At 36.4% G+C, this 19,021-nt stretch carries 25 protein-coding genes, 1 tRNA gene and 1 CRISPR repeat array; of the genes, 22 read left to right on the top strand and 4 right to left on the bottom strand.

Translation table 11 applies throughout. The features are described 5' to 3' along the window. Positions 1–22: 22 nt before the first annotated feature. The gene (locus AC979_RS01630; RefSeq protein ID WP_049372607.1) at positions 23–466 is read right to left on the bottom strand and encodes a YmfL family putative regulatory protein; all 444 of its coding nucleotides are present in this window, start codon (positions 464–466) and stop codon (positions 23–25) included. Between the two features lie 48 nt (positions 467–514). Then, complete coding sequence (locus AC979_RS01635) at positions 515–730, bottom strand: transcriptional regulator (protein ID WP_049372608.1); 216 nt, start codon at positions 728–730, stop codon at positions 515–517. A gap of 122 nt (positions 731–852) precedes the next feature. Between AC979_RS01635 and AC979_RS01640 the strand changes: the two genes are divergently transcribed. From AC979_RS01640 to AC979_RS10475, 7 genes are all read left to right on the top strand, one after another. Next, positions 853–1,554 (top strand): LexA family transcriptional regulator, encoded by a 702-nt coding sequence (locus AC979_RS01640; RefSeq protein WP_049372609.1) that lies wholly within the window; start codon positions 853–855, stop codon positions 1,552–1,554. 66 nt (positions 1,555–1,620) lie between these two features. After that, positions 1,621–3,213, top strand: a complete 1,593-nt coding sequence (locus tag AC979_RS01645; protein ID WP_049372610.1) for an ATP-dependent nuclease — start codon at positions 1,621–1,623, stop codon at positions 3,211–3,213. Positions 3,214–3,275: 62 nt separating this feature from the next. Next, a complete protein-coding gene (locus AC979_RS01650; RefSeq protein ID WP_049372611.1) occupies positions 3,276–4,094 on the top strand; it encodes a DNA adenine methylase in 819 nt (272 codons plus the stop codon). A gap of 321 nt (positions 4,095–4,415) precedes the next feature. Then, positions 4,416–4,649: a hypothetical protein gene (locus tag AC979_RS01655; protein WP_049372612.1), complete on the top strand. Its 234-nt coding sequence runs from the start codon at positions 4,416–4,418 to the stop codon at positions 4,647–4,649. A gap of 177 nt (positions 4,650–4,826) precedes the next feature. After that, complete coding sequence (locus AC979_RS10605; protein ID WP_275042245.1) at positions 4,827–4,958, top strand: hypothetical protein; 132 nt, start codon at positions 4,827–4,829, stop codon at positions 4,956–4,958. Positions 4,959–5,131: 173 nt separating this feature from the next. Then, positions 5,132–5,209 (top strand) — tRNA-Met (locus tag AC979_RS01660). Between the two features lie 128 nt (positions 5,210–5,337). Then, entirely contained in the window at positions 5,338–5,496 is a 159-nt protein-coding gene (locus AC979_RS10475; RefSeq protein WP_193387045.1) for a hypothetical protein, read from the top strand. On the opposite strand, the gene AC979_RS01670 is transcribed toward AC979_RS10475, so the two are convergent. Next, complete coding sequence (locus tag AC979_RS01670) at positions 5,474–5,680, bottom strand: hypothetical protein (RefSeq protein ID WP_049372614.1); 207 nt, start codon at positions 5,678–5,680, stop codon at positions 5,474–5,476. The genes AC979_RS10475 and AC979_RS01670 overlap by 23 nt on opposite strands. 652 nt (positions 5,681–6,332) lie before the next feature. Between AC979_RS01670 and AC979_RS01680 the strand changes: the two genes are divergently transcribed. The 11 genes from AC979_RS01680 (at position 6,333) to AC979_RS01730 (ending at position 12,093) form a co-directional block, all read left to right on the top strand. Continuing rightward, positions 6,333–6,830 carry a hypothetical protein gene (locus AC979_RS01680; RefSeq protein ID WP_049372616.1) on the top strand — a complete coding sequence of 166 codons (498 nt, stop codon included), beginning with the start codon at positions 6,333–6,335 and terminating at the stop codon, positions 6,828–6,830. A gap of 279 nt (positions 6,831–7,109) precedes the next feature. After that, complete coding sequence (locus tag AC979_RS01685; protein WP_049371099.1) at positions 7,110–7,742, top strand: P22AR C-terminal domain-containing protein; 633 nt, start codon at positions 7,110–7,112, stop codon at positions 7,740–7,742. 95 nt (positions 7,743–7,837) lie between these two features. Then, the gene (locus AC979_RS01690; protein ID WP_049371101.1) at positions 7,838–8,092 is read left to right on the top strand and encodes a hypothetical protein; all 255 of its coding nucleotides are present in this window, start codon (positions 7,838–7,840) and stop codon (positions 8,090–8,092) included. Between the two features lie 2 nt (positions 8,093–8,094). After that, complete coding sequence (locus AC979_RS01695) at positions 8,095–8,307, top strand: ANR family transcriptional regulator (protein WP_049372617.1); 213 nt, start codon at positions 8,095–8,097, stop codon at positions 8,305–8,307. Next, positions 8,294–8,848 carry a hypothetical protein gene (locus AC979_RS01700; protein ID WP_049372618.1) on the top strand — a complete coding sequence of 185 codons (555 nt, stop codon included), beginning with the start codon at positions 8,294–8,296 and terminating at the stop codon, positions 8,846–8,848. Before AC979_RS01695 ends, AC979_RS01700 begins: the two co-directional genes overlap by 14 nt. Then, the gene (locus AC979_RS01705; RefSeq protein WP_152670481.1) at positions 8,835–9,638 is read left to right on the top strand and encodes a hypothetical protein; all 804 of its coding nucleotides are present in this window, start codon (positions 8,835–8,837) and stop codon (positions 9,636–9,638) included. The genes AC979_RS01700 and AC979_RS01705 overlap by 14 nt, the downstream gene beginning before the upstream one ends. A gap of 9 nt (positions 9,639–9,647) precedes the next feature. Continuing rightward, on the top strand, positions 9,648–9,866 hold the full coding sequence (locus AC979_RS01710) for a flagellar FlbD family protein (RefSeq protein WP_049372620.1): 219 nt from the start codon (positions 9,648–9,650) through the stop codon (positions 9,864–9,866). A gap of 28 nt (positions 9,867–9,894) precedes the next feature. Then, entirely contained in the window at positions 9,895–10,062 is a 168-nt protein-coding gene (locus AC979_RS10430) for a hypothetical protein (RefSeq protein WP_161797280.1), read from the top strand. A gap of 350 nt (positions 10,063–10,412) precedes the next feature. Beyond that, entirely contained in the window at positions 10,413–10,694 is a 282-nt protein-coding gene (locus AC979_RS01720; protein WP_049372622.1) for a hypothetical protein, read from the top strand. Positions 10,695–10,805: 111 nt separating this feature from the next. Next, positions 10,806–11,048: a hypothetical protein gene (locus AC979_RS01725; RefSeq protein WP_049372623.1), complete on the top strand. Its 243-nt coding sequence runs from the start codon at positions 10,806–10,808 to the stop codon at positions 11,046–11,048. A 13-nt stretch (positions 11,049–11,061) separates the two neighbouring features. Beyond that, the gene (locus AC979_RS01730) at positions 11,062–12,093 is read left to right on the top strand and encodes a tyrosine-type recombinase/integrase (protein ID WP_049372624.1); all 1,032 of its coding nucleotides are present in this window, start codon (positions 11,062–11,064) and stop codon (positions 12,091–12,093) included. A 148-nt stretch (positions 12,094–12,241) separates the two neighbouring features. Here AC979_RS01730 and rplY read toward each other — a convergent pair whose 3' ends face one another. Beyond that, on the bottom strand, positions 12,242–12,529 hold the full coding sequence (gene rplY / locus AC979_RS01735; protein WP_005698823.1) for a 50S ribosomal protein L25: 288 nt from the start codon (positions 12,527–12,529) through the stop codon (positions 12,242–12,244). 226 nt (positions 12,530–12,755) lie between these two features. Here rplY and AC979_RS01740 point away from each other — a divergent pair, with 226 nt between their 5' ends. From AC979_RS01740 to cas2, 4 genes are all read left to right on the top strand, one after another. After that, the gene (locus AC979_RS01740; protein WP_049372625.1) at positions 12,756–13,361 is read left to right on the top strand and encodes a DedA family protein; all 606 of its coding nucleotides are present in this window, start codon (positions 12,756–12,758) and stop codon (positions 13,359–13,361) included. A gap of 328 nt (positions 13,362–13,689) precedes the next feature. Beyond that, a complete protein-coding gene (gene cas9 / locus AC979_RS01745) occupies positions 13,690–16,839 on the top strand; it encodes a type II CRISPR RNA-guided endonuclease Cas9 (protein WP_049372626.1) in 3,150 nt (1,049 codons plus the stop codon). 56 nt (positions 16,840–16,895) lie between these two features. Further along, positions 16,896–17,813, top strand: coding sequence for a type II CRISPR-associated endonuclease Cas1 (gene cas1 / locus AC979_RS01750; RefSeq protein WP_049372627.1), 918 nt, complete (start codon positions 16,896–16,898; stop codon positions 17,811–17,813). Then, positions 17,806–18,132 carry a CRISPR-associated endonuclease Cas2 gene (cas2, locus tag AC979_RS01755; protein WP_049372628.1) on the top strand — a complete coding sequence of 109 codons (327 nt, stop codon included), beginning with the start codon at positions 17,806–17,808 and terminating at the stop codon, positions 18,130–18,132. Before cas1 ends, cas2 begins: the two co-directional genes overlap by 8 nt. A 61-nt stretch (positions 18,133–18,193) precedes the next feature. Next, positions 18,194–19,021: a CRISPR direct-repeat array (repeat unit 36 nt; unit sequence ATTATAGCACTGCGAAATGAAAAAGGGAGCTACAAC).

Genomic DNA, 19,021 nt, shown 5'->3' on the forward strand with positions numbered 1-19,021 from the left:
CCACGGTGGCCGCCGTGGTTTTTTATTGCCGTTTATTAAGTGAAATCACACACTCAATAGAATGTTGTGTTGCAGCTAAATGTTTATTTAATAACTTGCGGATCAAATCTTCTTCACAACTGGTAATCTCACCATCAGCAAGTGCTCTTTCTAATGCTTCAAATAGCAATCCACGAGCTGATAACTCATGTAATTGAATATTTGCCATTTCTACTGCATCTAAATCATCTGCACAGGTATCTGGTACAAAACGTCCACCAGCGGCACGGCATAATTCTTCAATAAATTGTGTGCAACCATATTCAAGCTGAATAGCGATTAACTCTTCATTTTTGAACCGTTGGCCCTTTGTTTGATATAGACGATTATTTAATTCACTTTCAGTAAATCCTAAGAATCCAGCTACCGCACTTTTGCCACCTGGTACTTTCTCAATCATTTCCATAATGACTTTCTTCATCGCCATAATTTTTCCCTCGTTTTTATGGTTTTCTTTTGCGCCAATATGAGTAAATTAATCTTGCTGGTTGCGTAGGACTGACCAATTCACATCAGGTCTTAATTCCTCGCAAGTAACCTGTTTATTAGTTAAATTTTCAATGTCAGGGCAACGCTCCGCAGGGACTTGTGTTTTCTCCCATTTAGCAACCGCCCAAGGTAATATCCCGAAATGTTTAGCTAATGCTGACTTTCCGCCAACAATAGAAAATACTTTTTGTAGTGGGGTCATAACTGATTATCCTATTTAAAACTACTTTAAGTAGATATATTACTACTTAAAATAGACTTGAGGCAACTATTTTTTATTAGGTATGATCTACCGTTAGTAGGAATAATATTGGAGGGCTGCTTATGAACTTGTCTGATCGACTAAGTAAATTGATGAGCGAAAATCCAAAAGCGACAATAACAGAATTAAGTAGAGTTGCAGGGGTTAGCTATGAAATGGCTCGCAGATATATACTCGGAACTGCCGAACCAAGAAAAGAAAAGTTAGAAAAAATAGCCGAATACTTTAATGTCAAGCCTAGCTGGCTACAATTTGGCGAGGGTCAGCAGGAAGAAACTAAACAGATTGAATCAAACGTAGCCGAAACAGGCTCATTTGATCTGTGGGATCGCAATACGCCATTAAACGATGACGAAGTAGAAGTTCCGCTTTTCCAAGAAATCCGTTTAGCCGCCGGAAATGGTTTTGCTGATGACATTATGGATTACAACAACTTCAAACTGCGCTTTTCTCGCGCCACATTAAGACGGCAAGGCGTGCAGTATGAAAATGCGGTATGCGTGGTAGCAGACGGTAATTCAATGGAACCGGTGATTCCAAACGGCGCGACCGTTGGCATTGATACCGGCAATAAGACTATTCGCGATGGCAGCATTTACGCCATTAATCACGGCGGGCTATTGCGGATCAAACTGCTCTACAATATGCCAAACAATCAAATAAAAATCCGTAGCTATAACACAGACGAGTACGACGACGAAATAGCCGGTCTTGATGATGTTTCCGTGATTGGCAAGGTGTTTTGGTACTCGGTGTTGTTGTAGTGGTGGAGCATAGGAGTTATTTGTAAGACAATAAATTCTAGCTTTAATAGAAATAAGTAAATTCATATGATTAAAGAAATTACATTTAAACATTATAGAAAACTACAAAATTTTACCTTAAATTTTTCAAAAAAAATTAATGTTATCTCCGGAGAAAATGGAACTTGCAAAAGCTCTATTCTTCATATTGTAAGTAATTCCTTTCAAAAAGTGGACTCAAATCACCCATTTATTAAAGATGATTTATTGAATGCTATTAACCAACTAAACCATAAAGTAAATCCTAAAGTTTATTCTTTAACTAAAGGGGACAAAAAAGAAAACTCCCCAGTCCCTCCTGGATTTACTGGAGGGCTTTTAACAGTCAAATACTTTGATGAAGATCAAACATTAGAATTCAGAAAGCACAAATACCCACCACCAAGATACTCATTAAAGCCATATTATCCTGAGGGTGGTGGAGAATCACTGCCAGAGCTTATGATTATCTATCTAGGCCTATCTAGATTGGTTCCAGTTGGAGAAATTTCTGATACTGAAGAACTGTCAAACACAGTTATTATCTCTGAAGAATATGAGCAAGACATTATTAATAAATACTACGAATTAACCGGCATATTAATTAAAAGCATTACTTCTAACGAGATTAAAAATCTCAAATCTAGATATTCTTTTGAAACAAATAGAGAAGGTATAGACTCGAATACTGTATCTGCTGGAGAAGATAATCTTCTTATCTTGCTGACTGCTATTTACTCATTAAAACATTACTATAAAACTACAGAAGGAATGCATAGCATTCTTCTTATTGATGAATTAGATGCAACACTTCACCCTTCATTACAATATGAAATTTTTTACCTTTTAAAAGAAATATCACAAGAATATGATGTTCAGGTTTTTTTTACTACACATAGTTTATCTTTGTTGGAACTAGCTATAAAGAATAATAGCAACATTACATATTTAATTGATGAGATAGATTCTGTATATCCGATGGAAAAACCAGATATTCGGAAAATTAAATTATTTCTAGAAAAGAAAACCCAAGCGAGCTTATACGAAAATAACAAAATACCTCTAATGACTGAAGATAAAGAGGCAAGAGAATTTCTTAGACTAATTTTTGATTTTTATTCAACAAGAGACAATTTTTCTGAAATAATAAGCATATTTGACCTTATTGATATAAATCTCGGCAAGAATAACCTGAAAGATATTTTTACGAATGAGAGCTTAAGCAGAACACTTCAAGCAATATGCATTTTAGATGGCGATGACTCTCATAACTATAAGAAAAATATCCTTACATTGCCAGGCAAAGATAATCCTGAAATCATTGCATTTACTCATTTTAAAAAATTATTGGATAATAAAACGTTCTGGCGCCAGTCTATTTTAATTTCCAATGGATATAACATATCTCTTGCTAGAAAGGAGCTTCTCCCTGAAATAGATAAATTACTCAATAAAAGAGATCGAGAAAAAGCAAAAAATTTATTTAACAAACATAGATTTTTATTTCGTATAATTTTAAAGGATTGGTTAAACCAAAAAGAAAACTTAACAATGTTACATGGTTTTTATCATGCATTATATGGAGCTTTTAAAAACGTTGCATTAGCACATAAAATTGATCCTAACTGCTGGTTCAAATAATAAAAGAATTATGACCAGCATCTAAAAAATTCGCTATAATACCTCCAAACCGAGGAAAACGAATGAAAAATACTCCCCTACGTTATCCTGGTGGCAAAGCTAAATTTGCCCCAGTAATTAAACAGATTATTGAAAAAAATAATCTTCATGGGCACTACATAGAACCCTATGCAGGTGGGGCTGGTGTCGCTCTTGATTTGCTTTTTAGTGGTTACTGCAGCGATATTCATATCAATGATTTAGATTTGGCCATCTATCATTTCTGGAAATCCATCACTGAACAAACGGAAGATTTCATTCGCTTAACTAATGATACGAAAGTAACTATTGAAGAGTGGCACAAACAAAAAAACATACTCAAAGAGAAAGAAAATATCTCTCCTTTAGAGTATGGTTTTGCAGCATTCTTTCTTAATCGTACCAACCGTTCGGGTATTCTGAAAGCTGGTGTTATTGGTGGACTAAATCAAACTGGCAATTACAAACTAGATTGCCGTTTTAATAAAGCGGATTTAATTCAGCGAATAGAAAGAATTGGTAGTGTGGCCAAGCATATTCATGTTACCAATTTTGATACTGAGGAATGGCTTTCTACGCTTGATGATAACATTCCTGCTAACTCACTAATTTATCTCGATCCACCATACTATGAAAAAGGGCAAGGGCTTTATCGTAACTATTACCAACATAAGAACCACGTTGCTATTCAAGAAAAGTTGGCCAAGGTAAAAATGCATTGGGTTGTCTCTTATGATAATCACCCAAACATTAGAGAAATTTACCACCAATACCGCCAAAGTGAATACTCGCTGAATTACTCAGCTAATAAAAAGATGAAAGCGACTGAAATTGTTATTTACAGTGATAATCTTATCTTATGACCGCCCTCGAGGCGGTTTTCTTTTACTCATCTACCACCAAACTCCCCTCATGTAAATCTATATAGATCTGATTTAGATCTAAATAGACCTAAAACACCGCACTTTTCTACCGCACTTTTTCAAAGTGCAGCCCTGTTTCGCCCTCTTTTTGCTCAAAAAACAAGCAAACAAACAAAATTCTTTTCTTTAAAAATCAATTAAATGCTACTAAAAGTAGATTATTTTGCTACTATCAATGCAATTTTTAGTTGCAATTAAATCTACTTTAAGTAGAATAATCCACGTCAAAACGAGATACACAAAAACAACCAAGGACCCTAAATGATAATAACTCTTCAAGATCTGAAAAAACAAATTAACTCAACCTCACCGATTGAGTGCGATTTAAAAGTCGGCGACCGAGTTATTTATAAAAACGACTTTGGAATCAAGTTTGGTCCATTCGAAATTATTGGGTTTGAAAAGAAAGAGGATATTTCAGGCGGACGATTTGTTTACTTAAACAAAGATTGTTACTGGTTCCCAGTAAAAGCGGAACAACTAACAAAACAATAAGAATCTTTACTAAGCCCTTGTGGTGAGGGCTTGAATAAAGGTTTTACAACCAAGCCGAAAGGCAACGCTCTTTAACAATACGATTAAAAACACATCGACCAACACTTAAGCGCAATTAAGACGGTAGTGAGAATGACAAAGCTCACCGATTAATTAGCGATAAGTAGTTAGGAGTAAGTGACTTATGGTCTTGTTGCGATAACACGCCAATCCCGACGGATCGCAAATAGCGATGAATGGATGGAGAAAACCTTACATTGCGGTGTGAATGCTTACGGAAATGCAAACAAAGCCAATGGGTGGGAATAGCTAAACGTAAGTAACCGAACAGAGTCTTTTATTGCAATGTTAGACAAGCCGATGACTCGTAGTGAGACTGACAGTAATGCGCTCCCAGGAGGGAGGCTAACAAGGCGGCATGAAACAAACTATGCACGTCAACGTGACGTAAGAAACGTGACATATCGGAGAGACGGTAAACTGCCTCGGTAGCTTAATAGGTAAAAGCGACCGGCTCATAACCGGAGGATAGTTGAGTTCGAATCTCTCCCGAGGCACCACTTCAAAGCGAATTTATTAAATGTTCCATCAAAGGTCTGGGTAAACTGCAGATTATCAATTTAAGGATAGCTAGATCAGAATTTAGTAAGTTCGCTTTGAAATGTTAATCAACAAAAGAGGTTCAAATATGGAAGAAAAACAAGAAAAAAGCCTATCTGATAAAGATAAAAGACTAATCAAACAGGCTGTATTAGAAAGTGCGGCTAAAAATACAAATCTGCCGCCAGACAACATTGCTAAAGCATTGTGTCGAGCTTTTACATTTATTGACCTTTATGGGCAATAAATACATCGTCGCTAGTAAGATTTCCATCCATAGATGTTTGTAGCTCTGTAGATAGTCTAGAAATAAACTTAGCAATATCCTCTGCTGTGTACTCATTGATATCTCTCAAATATTGAGAAGAGTTAGTTCTTAATATATCTCTAGCTATTGCAATAGCTACTGCGTCAGCTTCAATTTTTTTCACAATTTTCTCCTTATTTTGTGTTGTGGTTGTGAAAATTATATTCCTTATGTGTTGTGGTGACAATAAGGGCTTGAGCCTTACAAGCATAAAGAAAGGCAACTTAATGGTTCTTGTCAATTCTTAATAAGAAAAAGCCCCTTAAATCGAAAGATTGAGCCCTTAAATCGAAAGATTGAGATGGTTTTATAGGTGGAATATTCGATAGAGCCACCAGCTAAAGCCGCTTTCAAGTAGAAACATCACTAGTTTTACACTTTGTTCAATATGCCAAAAAACAAAATATATAATTTATTAAAAAAGGAGTTAAAATGAAAAGAAACAGGTTATTTGTATGCTTTAATAGCTTCGACTTACTAACAGATTTTATAGAAATTTCAGAGGATGTAATTTTTAAGGATGAAGAAGCACTAAAACGATATATTGAAAAACGTACAATTAATAGGTATGTAATTTTATCTGAAAACGATGTTGCTCATGAAATTTATGTAAATAAAGGTAATGTACATACCAAGCTCGGGACAAATTATATAGTATATCCAGTTTATATTAGTTAATATAACATTTGATTTTTAAACAAATTTTACTTTCAACAGAAAGTCGGTAACTACAATTAAGTGGCTTTTTTTGTACCCCAAATTCACAGGAGAACACCATGATAACCTACCAACAACTCTGCGACCAACAACAAAAGTATAATGACGAACTCAATAAACGCCGTAATAATTTGCGTCAACTTATCAGCGAATTTTGCCAAGCAATAAGCCAAAACTTAGGACTAAGTGATAAATATTACAACGCAACGATTAACGAAGTTTCCACTACCGTGCCTTATGTCAAATTGCTGGAATTAGACAGTGACGAACATCAACACATTCATGTAATGGAATTACCAATAACGTTTGATGAACAAGGCTACCCAATAGCCGAAGCTGGTATTTCCCTCACCCTTGAAAGATCACCGAATACCTATCCCAAACAAAGCGTATTTATTCGTATTGAATTTACATTAAAACAAAATATCCTCATCTTGCGCTTTATAGATTTTGATGATGGATTATTTAAGGTTACCGTTAATCTAGACGATAATGATCGCTTTGCTTATGCTGTTGAAGGCTACAAACAAGCCATTATGAAAACTTTTACAATTTAATTTGACAAAAACCGCCATCAACGGATAAGATAACCGCACAACAATTTCTTCTAGCGGTTTCCGCACCCGATAGCATAGCGGTTTTTTTATGCCTAAAATTTAAATGCGCAGATCTGCGCATTTAGAAAAGGTACAGTTCTGTACCTTTCAATGATCGGGTCGAGAGAACCTAATACAATACCGAAAGGGAATAAGTTCCGCCGTCTAGAAGCGGTTGTTGAAGCCCGATCACCCTACAAAAGTGATCGAATGACAAACAAAACTTCTAGGGGCATAAAAATGTCAAACTTACAAATCTTAACCCAATCCATCCGCACTTTTGAAAATCTTTACGCATTAAACGATCTACATATTGCCAGTGGCGGAAAAGATAAACATAGACCAAATCAATTTATCAGACTTGACACCACAAAAGCACTGATCGCCGAAATCGAAAAAGACAACCAACACGCTTTAAAAATTATTCGTGGCACCAACGGTGGAACCTACGCTTGCGAGGAGCTTGTCATTGCCTATGCCATGTGGATCAGCCCACAGTTTCATTTAGTGGTGCTCCGTGCATTCTTGGCAATGCACCGCAACCAACCACAACAACTTGCACTTCCTGAACCTGAAAAGAAATTCACCTTTGAATTTACCGAGTATGAACTTCAAGAGCTTGCTTGGTTGTGGTTCGCTTTCAAACGTGGCGTAGGCACATTCCAACATATTGAGAGAGCCTTTAATGTTTTAGGCTCGAACATGAGCGGGCAAATCTACGGACAGGCTTACGAATATTTAAGCGTGCTACGTTCTACCAATCAAATCTTAAACCGCATCACAAGTGATTTTAACATCGACCCAATGACAAACTGGCGTGTATTAAAACACTTGCGAGACTTTAATCCAAAAGCAGTCAAAATCGACTTCTAAAACACAACAAAATCCGACCGCACTTTTCCTCAAGAAATCCGTGTGGCGGATTGCTACACCCTAAATTCACTAAATTGATTAAAAAGGAAACAAAAATGGAAAAATTTACTGATGTATTCGCAGAAATTACACGCCCTTTAACAAAGATTGCTTGTGCGATGTTTGTCGCCTTCCTGGTTGGCGGAATCTCCTATTGTTTTGCAAGCAAGCCGACCGCATTAGAGCGTGAACAAGCAAGAGTGCAGTGGATTGCTGAACATGGAGAATATCAAAAGAATTTAACCGAAGAAGGCGAAAAACAGGCTCGTGCTTACGTATCTATTAAACAAGCTGAAATTAATAAGGAATAGAAATGAAACTACCTTTTAAAACCAACAGCGAACTTGCCGCTAAGGAAGAGCGTAAGAAAAATTATCAATCCGCTTATGTGCTTTGGAAAAAAGCATCAAAGCTAACCGGGAAAGAGATAAATAAGCACTGGTGCATAAGCCGTGCGGAATGGTGTCAAAAAATGCACCAAGAAGAAGTGAAACTTAAAACGAGAAAAATCTATGTACCGCATTAATACCTATTATGGCCATACCATTGACTACATCAAACCGGATCCTAACGAAATTGATATTCGTGATATTGCGCATAACCTTAGCTTTGAAAACCGCTTTATTGGTCAAACTGCTGAACCTTATAGCGTAGCTCAGCATTGTGTACTTGGTAGCTACATTTTTGAAGAAATGGGATTGCCTGAGCTTGCATTTCTTTTCCTACTGCACGATGCGGCAGAAGCCTACTTGAAAGATATTCCTACTCCACTCAAACATTTGCTAAGTGAGCCTTATCGCAATATTGAAGATCGCTTTAATTTAGCAATCCACCAGCGTTTTAATGTTGAGTATAAAAAATTGCCAGCAATTAAATCCATGGATTTATCGATGCTTGCAACGGAAAAAGAACAGTTACTTCCACCAGCATCTGTAGAGTGGCCACAATTGGAAGGTGTATATCCGGCAAATATCGCAATTGTTTTTTGGCAACCGCATGAAGCCGAATCAGCATACCTTGCCCAATTTAAACACTTAACTGAGATTTTAAACTATGGCGACAAGTAAGAAACCGCGTAAAAAGCACGATAAAAATGCCAACATTAAACGGCAGAGCGACAGAATATGTCGCAACTCTCTTGTGCTTTCAGTTATTGGATTAGGAAACGACGGCACAGAATGGATAAAAAATAATATTCCACAAGACAGAACAACGGCCACTGAACAAGATTTCGAACTGATGTATAACAAATCTCGACCATGGTCGTTTGTTTTCGGTGTTATTTGCCGTGATCAACTTGGAAGAGGTTATATAAAATTTGAATATCAATCTCTTGCTAACCAATTTGCATTCACCGCACCTGAAATGACTGATTACGTCAATGACAATATCAATGCCATTTTAAACGATGTAAACGAAGAGCACGTACTCTCCCCTTTCCTTATTGCATCACCAGAAAAAAAAGAGTTTACAGATGATTACATCAAGAAACTTTTAACCTGGAAGAAAGTGGAAACAACGCTTAAAACCCCATTTGAGATTAAAGCATTGCGTGAAGAAGGAATGGCCGCATTACGCGAAATAGATCCAACAGCTTACACAGATAAAGCAACTTGGACGATCCTTCGTAAAAATGGCTGTAATGATTTTGCCGATATGCGATTAGTTGGATTAGAGAAATATCAACACTGCAAAGGTATCGGTAAAAAACGAATTCAAAGTCTGATTGATGGCTATCACGCATTAATCAATGACGAAAAATTAATTCCAAAATTGACCGCACTTCGTGAATTTGAAACTCAAATTTATATCCACCAACAAACAATGGCCCGATTAAATCGAGTTGCACAAATGTAGGAGAACCACATGGCTAAATTTATCAAACTAACTAATACAGATGAATCAGATATTTTTATCAATGTAGAACAAATTCAAACTATCACTAAAGATGAAAATGACACAGCTATTCAATTTGAAGATGGCACTATCTTTGTGAAAGAAACACCTGAACGAATTATTCACTCAATCCAATCTGGCGGTGCGGTGAATGTATTACCAGTTGTTGATGTTATGACCGCTAAGTAAAAAGCGACCGCACTTTTGGGGAGTAAAAATGATAGATGATGCATTATATCGGTTGATTATGACCGTTCTAATATCTTTTTACTTTATTTTAATAGGGAGAAAACTACAGAAACTAGATGAAGATAGAATGAAAGAAAGTGAGTTTTACTTCAGAATTAAAATTTGGCTTATCTCTCGTGGAGTAAAAGATGTTTAGACAGGACGTACAAGTATCAAATGGCAAAAGATACGTTGTCATTGAATGCCAATTCGGACATGAGTGGGGAATGGTAAGAGAGACCAGGGAAACCGTCAGCGAGGGAGAGGCATTGGAAATCGTCAAATATTGGATTAAGTACAAAAGAATAAAACCAGAGCAAATAATGGTTATTGAAGTGCCTGATATTTGCAAGCCGTGGTGAATTAATATTTAACAATCTAACAGGAGTTATAAGTGAGCGGTTATTGAAGCTGAAAGCAATGAACAAGTGTTAGAAATGTGTGTGATGTTAATAAATTTCCACGCACTATTACGGAAATTGATAATGTAGTTGAGGTGTAAGAAATATGACTGAACTAACAAAAAATGACTTACGGGTTGGACATGTTTACTCCGCGAAAAGTCCTAAAGAACATGGTTTTCCACCATTATTAGGGGATAGACAAATACTGTGGATGGGGCTTATTTATGACAATAAAGAGGGGTTTGTTGATGGTTTGCAATATGATAGCCCATCAGTGAGAAACGGGCGCAATTATCCAAAAATCAGCATAACCAAGTTTTTAAAATGGGCTAAGGCTGACATTACAGACACAATGCCAAAAGATAAATGGAGATATGCAAGATGACAGATAATAAAAGAGTTACATGGCTGGTAATGCCCTATGCCTTATCTTGTGGGGTAGCATTCAAAAAAAATCTGACCGCACTTTTTATGTGCGGTTTTTATTGGAGAGTATATGGGAAGAGAATTTTTTGATGAATACTGCAGTCCAGAATTATTAGCGTTAATAACTGGATATGTTTGTCCTAAATATCAGATGAAAAGCTTGAATGAGTTTGGAATTCCTTTTCTTCATCCAAAAGGAAATAGAAAGTTTCCGCTTGTGTTACGATCTGATGGCGACAAGGTTTTGAAAGGTGAAAAAGTGCAGCAGATTACCCAAACAAAGGAAAGAAGGCGGTCTGCAGTATTAAGTTAGTAAGGGGAATATTATGGCGCGTCCAAGAAAAAGAATTAATCAAGGATTGCCACAAGGTTTGGTGTGTCGAAATCGCAAAAGAGCGGACGGCTCAATCGTAGTTTATTACTACTACACGATGGCCTATAAAAAAGAAGTTGCTTTAGGAAAAGATAAGCATATTGCTATTCTGGAAGCTGCAAAGCTGAATATGCAGTATCTCACGAAGAAAGACAATATTCTGTTTATTGAAGTGCTTGAACGATACGAAAAAGAAGTTGTGCCGCTTAAAAAAGCGAAGAATACTCGAAACTCAAACATTCAGGCTATAAAGAAATTGCGCCAATACTTCCAAGATCCACCATTTACCCTTGATGAAATAGAGCCTATACACATTCGTGAATATTTAGATTGGAGAAAAGACGTTAAACCAACCGCAAATATAGAAGTTGGGTTATTTGGTCACATTTGGAGCATGGCGAGAGAATGGGGGTACACTGAAAAGGTTAGTCCATCTACAGGAGTTAAAAAATTCAAAGTGAATTATCGTGATGTGTACATTGAAGATTATATTCTAGATAAAATCTACGACTGCGCAACAGGGGATATGAAGGATATTATGGATGTGATGTATTTAACCGGACAACGTCCAATAGACGTGGTGAAAATCCATAGTTCACACATCTACAATGATTTACTGCATATTACACAGCAAAAAACAGGTAAACGTGTTGCGATTAAAGTTATAGGTAAACTAAAAGAGATTATCGAAAAGCGGATCACTGACGAAAATCAGTTTCTGTTTACGAATAAATGGGGCCGAAAACTCGAGCGGAGATCACTTACAGATTATTTCAAAGATACACGTAATGCGGCATCAAGAAAATATAAAGAGCTAGCCGAAGAGATTAATCAAGTACAATTGAGAGATCTTCGCGCGAAAGCAGCAACAGACCTTTCATTAATGATTGATGATGAACGAGCAAGAAAACAACTTGGCCATACTTCTGCACGTACCACTCAACATTACATTAGAAAAGAAAAACCACTCAATCCAACCAAATAAAAAAGGCTCTTCAAATGAAGGGCCTTTTTTTGTCACAAATCACGTTCCGAAACGTTTTTGAAACTCATTGATTTTATTAAACTTTAAAACCTAAAAATGAGAAAATATTTCGGAATTAAAATTGACTTTAGATAGCGTAAATACTGGATTATGCTCTTTTGAAGTCAATGTGAACCAATTTTGGTTTGAATGGGTGACGTTGCATTGCTTGAACTTTCACTGCAACTTCTTTACCTTCAACCACTAAAGTGATTACATCGCTATAGAAAGAATCGTGAGCTTGTGCGTTGTTTAATTCATCGTGATTTAAGATGATTGAAACAGGTGCTTCGCTGCCACCATAAATGATTGCAGGGATTTGACCGTTGTGACGCAGGCGGCGGCTCGCACCCTTACCTTGCGCTTGACGAACTTCAGCGTTAAATTTAAATGCCATTTTAATGTTCTCTTGATTAAAAGTTTAAAATAAAAAATTGCAGGCGACCCAGCAATTTTCCTAAATTTGCTCAAAGACAAACTTTGAGAGCGACGGATTATAAAATATTCAGCCCCACAATGCAAATTTACACAGCAAATTTTTTCTAGGCTTTTCAAGGCAAAGCGATTAAAATAAATCCCAATTTTTAATTAATTTTAACTAACTGATTGTAAGTGGGTTTCAAATGGAATTTCTTATCAGCTTTTTTACCGATTACGGTTATTGGGCGGTGCTATTTGTTCTGATTATTTGTGGTTTTGGTGTACCTATTCCAGAAGATATCACACTTGTATCCGGCGGTGTAATCGCTGGCCTCTATCCTGAAAGCGTCAATTCCCACTTAATGTTAGTCGTGAGTATGATTGGCGTACTTGCTGGCGATTCAACCATGTACTGGCTTGGTCGCATTTACGGAACGCGTATTTTACGTTTCCGCCCAATGCGTAAAATCGTCACATTAGAACGCCTCAAAATGGTGCGTGAAAAATTTGCCCAATACGGCAACCGTGTTTTATTTGTGGCTCGTTTTCTTCCAGGATTACGCGCACCAATTTATATGGTTTCAGGTATTACCCGCCGCGTCAGTTACACACGCTTTGTATTAATTGATTTCTGTGCGGCTATTATTTCTGTACCAATTTGGGTTTACCTTGGTGAATTTGGTGCGAAAAACCTAGATTGGTTACACGAGCAAATTAAAAAAGGCCAACTTGTTATTTATATCCTAATCGGTATTTTAGTCCTATTCCTATTTTGGAAATGGAAAAAAGCGAAGAAACAAGCTAAATAATTTCCTATAAAGTGCGGTCAAAATTTTATAAATTTTCGTCAATAAAAAAACGCTTAATAATTTTATTAAGCGTTTTTTTGTTTTTGTTAACCTACTCTCACATCTTTATTTTCTAAATAAGTAGAAAAAAGATGTCCCTTGAAACTTACATTTCAAGGGACAGAGCTTTGCGAGAAATCTTTTCTCTTATTGTAACAACGTTTTTCATTTCGCAGTGCCATTACAACGAGGTGAATTCTATCTATTTATTTTTTTATCGTCAATATATTTTTTATACAAAAATCTGTTAAAATTTAAACAAAAAAACTAATAAAAAGGAACCAACCTTATGGAAAATAAAAACTTACATTATATCCTTGGCCTCGACCTTGGTATCGCCTCTGTTGGCTGGGCTGTAGTTGAAATTGATAAAAAAGAGAATCCTCTACGTTTAATTGATGTTGGTGTACGTACTTTCGAACGAGCAGAAGTACCCAAAACAGGTGAAAGCCTCGCACTTTCTCGCCGTTTAGCCCGCTCCGCTCGTCGATTAACTCAACGTCGTGTTACTCGCCTGAAAAAAGCAAAACGACTTCTAAAATCAGAAAATATCCTATTATCCACTGATGAACGTCTTCCTCATCAAGTTTGGCAGCTACGTGTAGAAGGTCTAGATCGAAAACTAGAACGCCAAGAATGGGCTGCAGTATTATTACATTTAATTAAGCACCGTGGTTATTTATCTCAGCGTAAAAATGAAAGTAAAAGCGAAAATAAAGAGCTAGGCGCGTTATTAAGCGGTGTAGCCAGTAACCATGAATTACTGCAACAAGCTACATATCGCACGCCTGCGGAACTTGCTGTAAAAAAATTTGAGGTCGAAGAAGGTCATATCCGTAACCAGCAAGGCGCCTATACTCACACATTTAGCCGACTAGACTTACTCGCCGAAATGGAACTTCTTTTCTCTCGTCAACAACACTTTGGTAATCCATTCGCTTCAGAAAAATTATTAGAAAATTTAACCGCACTTTTAATGTGGCAAAAGCCTACCTTATCTGGTGAAGACATTTTAAAAATGCTCGGTAAATGTACTTTTGAAGATGAATATAAGGCGGCTAAAAATACCTATACTGCAGAACGCTTTGTTTGGATAACAAAATTAAATAATTTGCGTATTCAAGAAAATGGCTTAGAGCGTGCTTTAAGTGATAATGAACGTTTAATGTTAATCGAGCAACCTTATGAAAAAGCCAAATTAACTTATGCACAAGTGCGTTCAATATTAAATTTATCTGATGATGCAATCTTTAAAGGTCTCCGTTATTCCGGTGAAGATAAAAAAGCCATTGAAACTAAAACAACTCTGATGGAAATGAAAGCCTATCACCAAATTCGCAAGGTATTAGAAGGTAATAACCTAAAAGCTGAATGGGCAGAATTAAAGGCAAATCCAACATTATTAGATGAAATTGGTACGGCATTTTCATTATATAAAACTGATGAAGATATCAGTGCTTACTTAGCGGGCAAACTCTCTCAACCTGTATTAAATGCCTTATTGGAAAATCTTAGTTTTGATAAATTTATCCAATTATCTCTTAAAGCTTTATATAAACTTCTGCCATTAATGCAACAAGGGCTACGCTATGACGAGGCTTGTCGTGAAATTTATGGCGATCATTATGGTAAAAAAACAGAAGAAAACCATCACTTCTTACCACAAATTCCAGCTGATGAAATCCGTAATCCTGTGGTTTTAAGAACACTCACGCAGGCTCGTAAAGTGATTAATGGCGTAGTGAGATTATATGGTTCGCCAGCTCGTATTCATATTGAAACGGGACGAGAAGTTGGCAAATCTTACAAAGATCGTCGTGAACTAGAAAAACGTCAGGAAGAAAATCGTAAACAGCGTGAAAACGCAATCAAGGAATTTAAAGAGTACTTCCCTCATTTTGCAGGTGAACCTAAAGCCAAAGACATTTTAAAAATGCGACTTTATAAACAACAAAATGCAAAATGTTTATATTCCGGCAAACCTATCGAATTGCACCGTTTATTAGAAAAAGGCTATGTAGAAGTCGATCACGCCCTACCGTTTTCCCGCACTTGGGATGATAGCTTCAACAATAAAGTACTGGTGCTTGCTAATGAAAATCAAAACAAAGGCAATTTAACCCCTTTTGAATGGCTTGATGGTAAACATAACAGCGAACGCTGGAGAGCTTTCAAAGCATTAGTTGAAACAACTGCATTCCCTTATGCGAAAAAACAACGCATCCTAAGCCAAAAGCTTGATGAAAAGGGCTTTATTGAACGTAACTTAAATGATACGCGCTACGTTGCTCGTTTCTTATGTAACTTTATTGCAGATAATATGCTCTTAACAGGCGAAGGAAAACGTAAAGTATTTGCTTCCAACGGACAAATTACTGCATTACTTCGTAGCCGTTGGGGATTAGCAAAATCACGTGAAGACAATGATCGCCATCACGCTTTAGATGCCGTTGTGGTCGCTTGCTCAACCGTCGCTATGCAGCAAAAAATCACACGTTTTGTTCGTTTTGAAGAAGGTGATGTATTCACTGGTGAACGAATAGATCGTGAAACAGGTGAAATTATTCCATTACACTTCCCTACACCATGGCAATTTTTCAAACAAGAAGTTGAAATCCGAATTTTTAGTGATAATCCTAAACTGGATCTAGAAAATAGTTTGCCGGATCGTCCACAAGCCAATCATGAATTTGTCCAACCTCTTTTTGTATCTCGAATGCCAATACGCAAAATGACAGGTAAAGCACATGAGGAAACTTTGCGTTCTCCAAAAAAATTAAGTGAAGGAAAAAGTATAAAAAAAGAACGATTAAGTAATTTAAAATTAACAGATTTAGAAAGAATGGTTAATAAAGAAAAAGAACCTGAACTTTATCAATCATTAAAAGAACATTTTTCAAAATACGGAGACTATTCAAAAGAAAAATTCTTTAAAAAAGGTGGGACAGAAGTAAAATCTATCAGGCTGTATAAAACCCAAAATAAATATGTTGAATTAAATAATGGTAAAACAATTGCTGACAATGGAGATATTGTTAGAGTTGATGTATTTAAAAAAGAGAAAAAATATCATGCTGTAAATATCTATGCTTGGCAAGTCGCAAAAGGGATTTTATCTAAAGAAACATCTACTGGTTTATTTTTAGATGATAATTACATATTTCAGTTTAGCCTGTTTAAAAATGACTTAATTAAAATACCTGATCCAAACAACAAATCGGAGTATTTATTTGCATATTTCATTCGCCCTGACGATGAACCTAGATGGATATTAAAATTGCAAGACAATGCAATAATTCCCGATGGATTTAGTAAAAAAGAAAAGAATTCATTTAGATTCAGCTTTAAAAATCAATCATTTATTGAAAAATATCACATTGATGAACTTGGAAAAAACATTAACTTATGTAAGCGAAGTAAACGCCAAGCTGTTCGTTAATCTCAACTTAATCCTCATACGTATTACGTATGGGGATTTTTTTGTAAGGATACATTATGACATGGAGAAGTCTTCTCATTAGCAAAGGAGGAAAACTCTCTTTGCATCAGCAGCAAATGCTTATTCAGCAAGAAGGAAACGAATTTACTGTTCCTTTAGAAGATATTGCTATTGTAGTTGTGGAAAGCCGAGAAACGGTGATTACCCTTCCTTTACTCTCTGCATTCGGTTTATACGGAATCACTTTATTAAGTTGTGATGAACAATTTTTACCTTGTGGTCAATGGCTCCCTTTTAATCAATATTATCGACAATTAAAAACCCTTAAATTACAACTTGAAACGAGCTTGCCACTGAAAAAACAACTTTGGCAACGTATTGTGCAACAAAAAATTCGTAATCAAGCAAAAGTCTTATCACTCTGTCAGCATCAAGAAAAATCAGAGCGGTTACTTCAGCTCGCTAATTTAGTGAAATCAGGTGATAAAGATAATCTTGAGGCACAAAGTGCGGTCATTTATTTCTCTGGATTATTCGGTTCTCATTTCAGACGAAAAGAAGAAGATAATGCGATTAATATACATCTGAACTATGCTTATACCGTTGTTCGTTCAGCAGTGGCTAGAAGCCTTGTGCTTTATGGTTGGCTACCTCAATTAGGCTTATTTCATCATAGCGAACTTAATGCCTTTAATTTAGCGGATGATTTTATTGAACCTTTTCGCCCTCTTGTTGATTTGCTGGTATGGAACTTGCTCGAAAAAGGATTACTCACCACAAATCTTACTCCTATATCAAAACAGCAATTAATCAAAATCTTGCATCATCAACTGCGCTTTAACCAGGAAAAAGTGAGTGTTTTGACTGCTATTGATAAAACCATTACCTCTTTACAAATTGCACTTATTCAAAAAAATGCCACATTATTGCAGTTACCAGAGATCGATACATTGCAGGAATATCAATATGAGTGAGGAGGTATTTATGCGTATGATCGTTTTATTCGATTTACCGGTTACCACTAAAGCAAAAATGCGGGCTGCAAACCAATTTCGTCAATTTTTACTTAAAGATGGTTATCAAATGTTGCAACTTTCTATTTACACTCGAATTATTAAAGGGCGAGATGCGTTAGAAAAACATCATAAAAGACTCGTCGCACACTTACCTGAAGAGGGATCAATTCGATGTTTATCTATTACAGAAAAACAATTTGCGAGTATGGAAATTTTAGTGGGAGAGAAAAAACCGCAAGAAAAAAAGGTCAATTCAAATCAGTTATTGCTTTTTTAGCCATTTTTTAGACAAAACAAAAGCCCCTAAACCTTACGGCACGGGGCTTTTGGGTGTCCCTATTATAGCACTGCGAAATGAAAAAGGGAGCTACAACCTAACTCTATTATAAAATCAGGTTTTAGCTATTATAGCACTGCGAAATGAAAAAGGGAGCTACAACTTAGTGTTTGAGCTTCTTAAACTTTGGCGAATTATAGCACTGCGAAATGAAAAAGGGAGCTACAACCCCAGATTGACTTGCTCTTTAACAATTTGGATTATAGCACTGCGAAATGAAAAAGGGAGCTACAACTTTTTAAAAGTAAACAAATTCGGCTTTTATATTATAGCACTGCGAAATGAAAAAGGGAGCTACAACCTAATCACTGTGATAGCTGAGCGTGATATGATTATAGCACTGCGAAATGAAAAAGGGAGCTACAACTTAACGTGCTAGGCAGTGTGCTGACACAATATTATAGCACTGCGAAATGAAAAAGGGAGCTACAACGGTAGTTATCTAAAAAATGAGAACATTCTAATTATAGCACTGCGAAATGAAAAAGGGAGCTACAACTCACTTAACAGAAAATCCCGGCGAGCATTTATTATAGCACTGCGAAATGAAAAAGGGAGCTACAACTTATCATAATTTACAATCTCAAGCCTTGTTATTATAGCACTGCGAAATGAAAAAGGGAGCTACAACCGAAGTAGATGCAAGCATTGATACTTTTAAATTATAGCACTGCGAAATGAAAAAGGGAGCTACAACTCAAATCTTCGACCGTCAACAATTAGGCGTATTATAGCACTGCGAAATGAAAAAGGGAGCTACAACGCTCACCGATACGGAAAATGGGTATTAGAAATTATAGCACTGCGAAATGAAAAAGGGAGCTACAAC

This window comes from Parahaemophilus parainfluenzae, from assembly GCF_001053575.1.
Lineage (GTDB): Bacteria > Pseudomonadota > Gammaproteobacteria > Enterobacterales > Pasteurellaceae > Haemophilus_D > Haemophilus_D parainfluenzae_S.

Excerpts from the sequence above, each read along its gene's own strand:
- AC979_RS01630 (WP_049372607.1), bottom strand. The coding sequence starts at position 466 with ATGGCGATGAAGAAAGTCATTATGGAAATGATTGAGAAAGTACCAGGT.
- AC979_RS01635 (WP_049372608.1), bottom strand. The coding sequence starts at position 730 with ATGACCCCACTACAAAAAGTATTTTCTATTGTTGGCGGAAAGTCAGCA.
- AC979_RS01640 (WP_049372609.1), top strand. The coding sequence starts at position 853 with ATGAACTTGTCTGATCGACTAAGTAAATTGATGAGCGAAAATCCAAAA.
- AC979_RS01645 (WP_049372610.1), top strand. The coding sequence starts at position 1,621 with ATGATTAAAGAAATTACATTTAAACATTATAGAAAACTACAAAATTTT.
- AC979_RS01650 (WP_049372611.1), top strand. The coding sequence starts at position 3,276 with ATGAAAAATACTCCCCTACGTTATCCTGGTGGCAAAGCTAAATTTGCC.
- AC979_RS01655 (WP_049372612.1), top strand. The coding sequence starts at position 4,416 with ATGATAATAACTCTTCAAGATCTGAAAAAACAAATTAACTCAACCTCA.
- AC979_RS10475 (WP_193387045.1), top strand. The coding sequence starts at position 5,338 with ATGGAAGAAAAACAAGAAAAAAGCCTATCTGATAAAGATAAAAGACTA.
- AC979_RS01680 (WP_049372616.1), top strand. The coding sequence starts at position 6,333 with ATGATAACCTACCAACAACTCTGCGACCAACAACAAAAGTATAATGAC.
- AC979_RS01685 (WP_049371099.1), top strand. The coding sequence starts at position 7,110 with ATGTCAAACTTACAAATCTTAACCCAATCCATCCGCACTTTTGAAAAT.
- AC979_RS01690 (WP_049371101.1), top strand. The coding sequence starts at position 7,838 with ATGGAAAAATTTACTGATGTATTCGCAGAAATTACACGCCCTTTAACA.
- AC979_RS01695 (WP_049372617.1), top strand. The coding sequence starts at position 8,095 with ATGAAACTACCTTTTAAAACCAACAGCGAACTTGCCGCTAAGGAAGAG.
- AC979_RS01700 (WP_049372618.1), top strand. The coding sequence starts at position 8,294 with ATGTACCGCATTAATACCTATTATGGCCATACCATTGACTACATCAAA.
- AC979_RS01705 (WP_152670481.1), top strand. The coding sequence starts at position 8,835 with ATGGCGACAAGTAAGAAACCGCGTAAAAAGCACGATAAAAATGCCAAC.
- AC979_RS01710 (WP_049372620.1), top strand. The coding sequence starts at position 9,648 with ATGGCTAAATTTATCAAACTAACTAATACAGATGAATCAGATATTTTT.
- AC979_RS10430 (WP_161797280.1), top strand. The coding sequence starts at position 9,895 with ATGATAGATGATGCATTATATCGGTTGATTATGACCGTTCTAATATCT.
- AC979_RS01720 (WP_049372622.1), top strand. The coding sequence starts at position 10,413 with ATGACTGAACTAACAAAAAATGACTTACGGGTTGGACATGTTTACTCC.
- AC979_RS01725 (WP_049372623.1), top strand. The coding sequence starts at position 10,806 with ATGGGAAGAGAATTTTTTGATGAATACTGCAGTCCAGAATTATTAGCG.
- AC979_RS01730 (WP_049372624.1), top strand. The coding sequence starts at position 11,062 with ATGGCGCGTCCAAGAAAAAGAATTAATCAAGGATTGCCACAAGGTTTG.
- rplY (WP_005698823.1), bottom strand. The coding sequence starts at position 12,529 with ATGGCATTTAAATTTAACGCTGAAGTTCGTCAAGCGCAAGGTAAGGGT.
- AC979_RS01740 (WP_049372625.1), top strand. The coding sequence starts at position 12,756 with ATGGAATTTCTTATCAGCTTTTTTACCGATTACGGTTATTGGGCGGTG.
- cas9 (WP_049372626.1), top strand. The coding sequence starts at position 13,690 with ATGGAAAATAAAAACTTACATTATATCCTTGGCCTCGACCTTGGTATC.
- cas1 (WP_049372627.1), top strand. The coding sequence starts at position 16,896 with ATGACATGGAGAAGTCTTCTCATTAGCAAAGGAGGAAAACTCTCTTTG.
- cas2 (WP_049372628.1), top strand. The coding sequence starts at position 17,806 with ATGAGTGAGGAGGTATTTATGCGTATGATCGTTTTATTCGATTTACCG.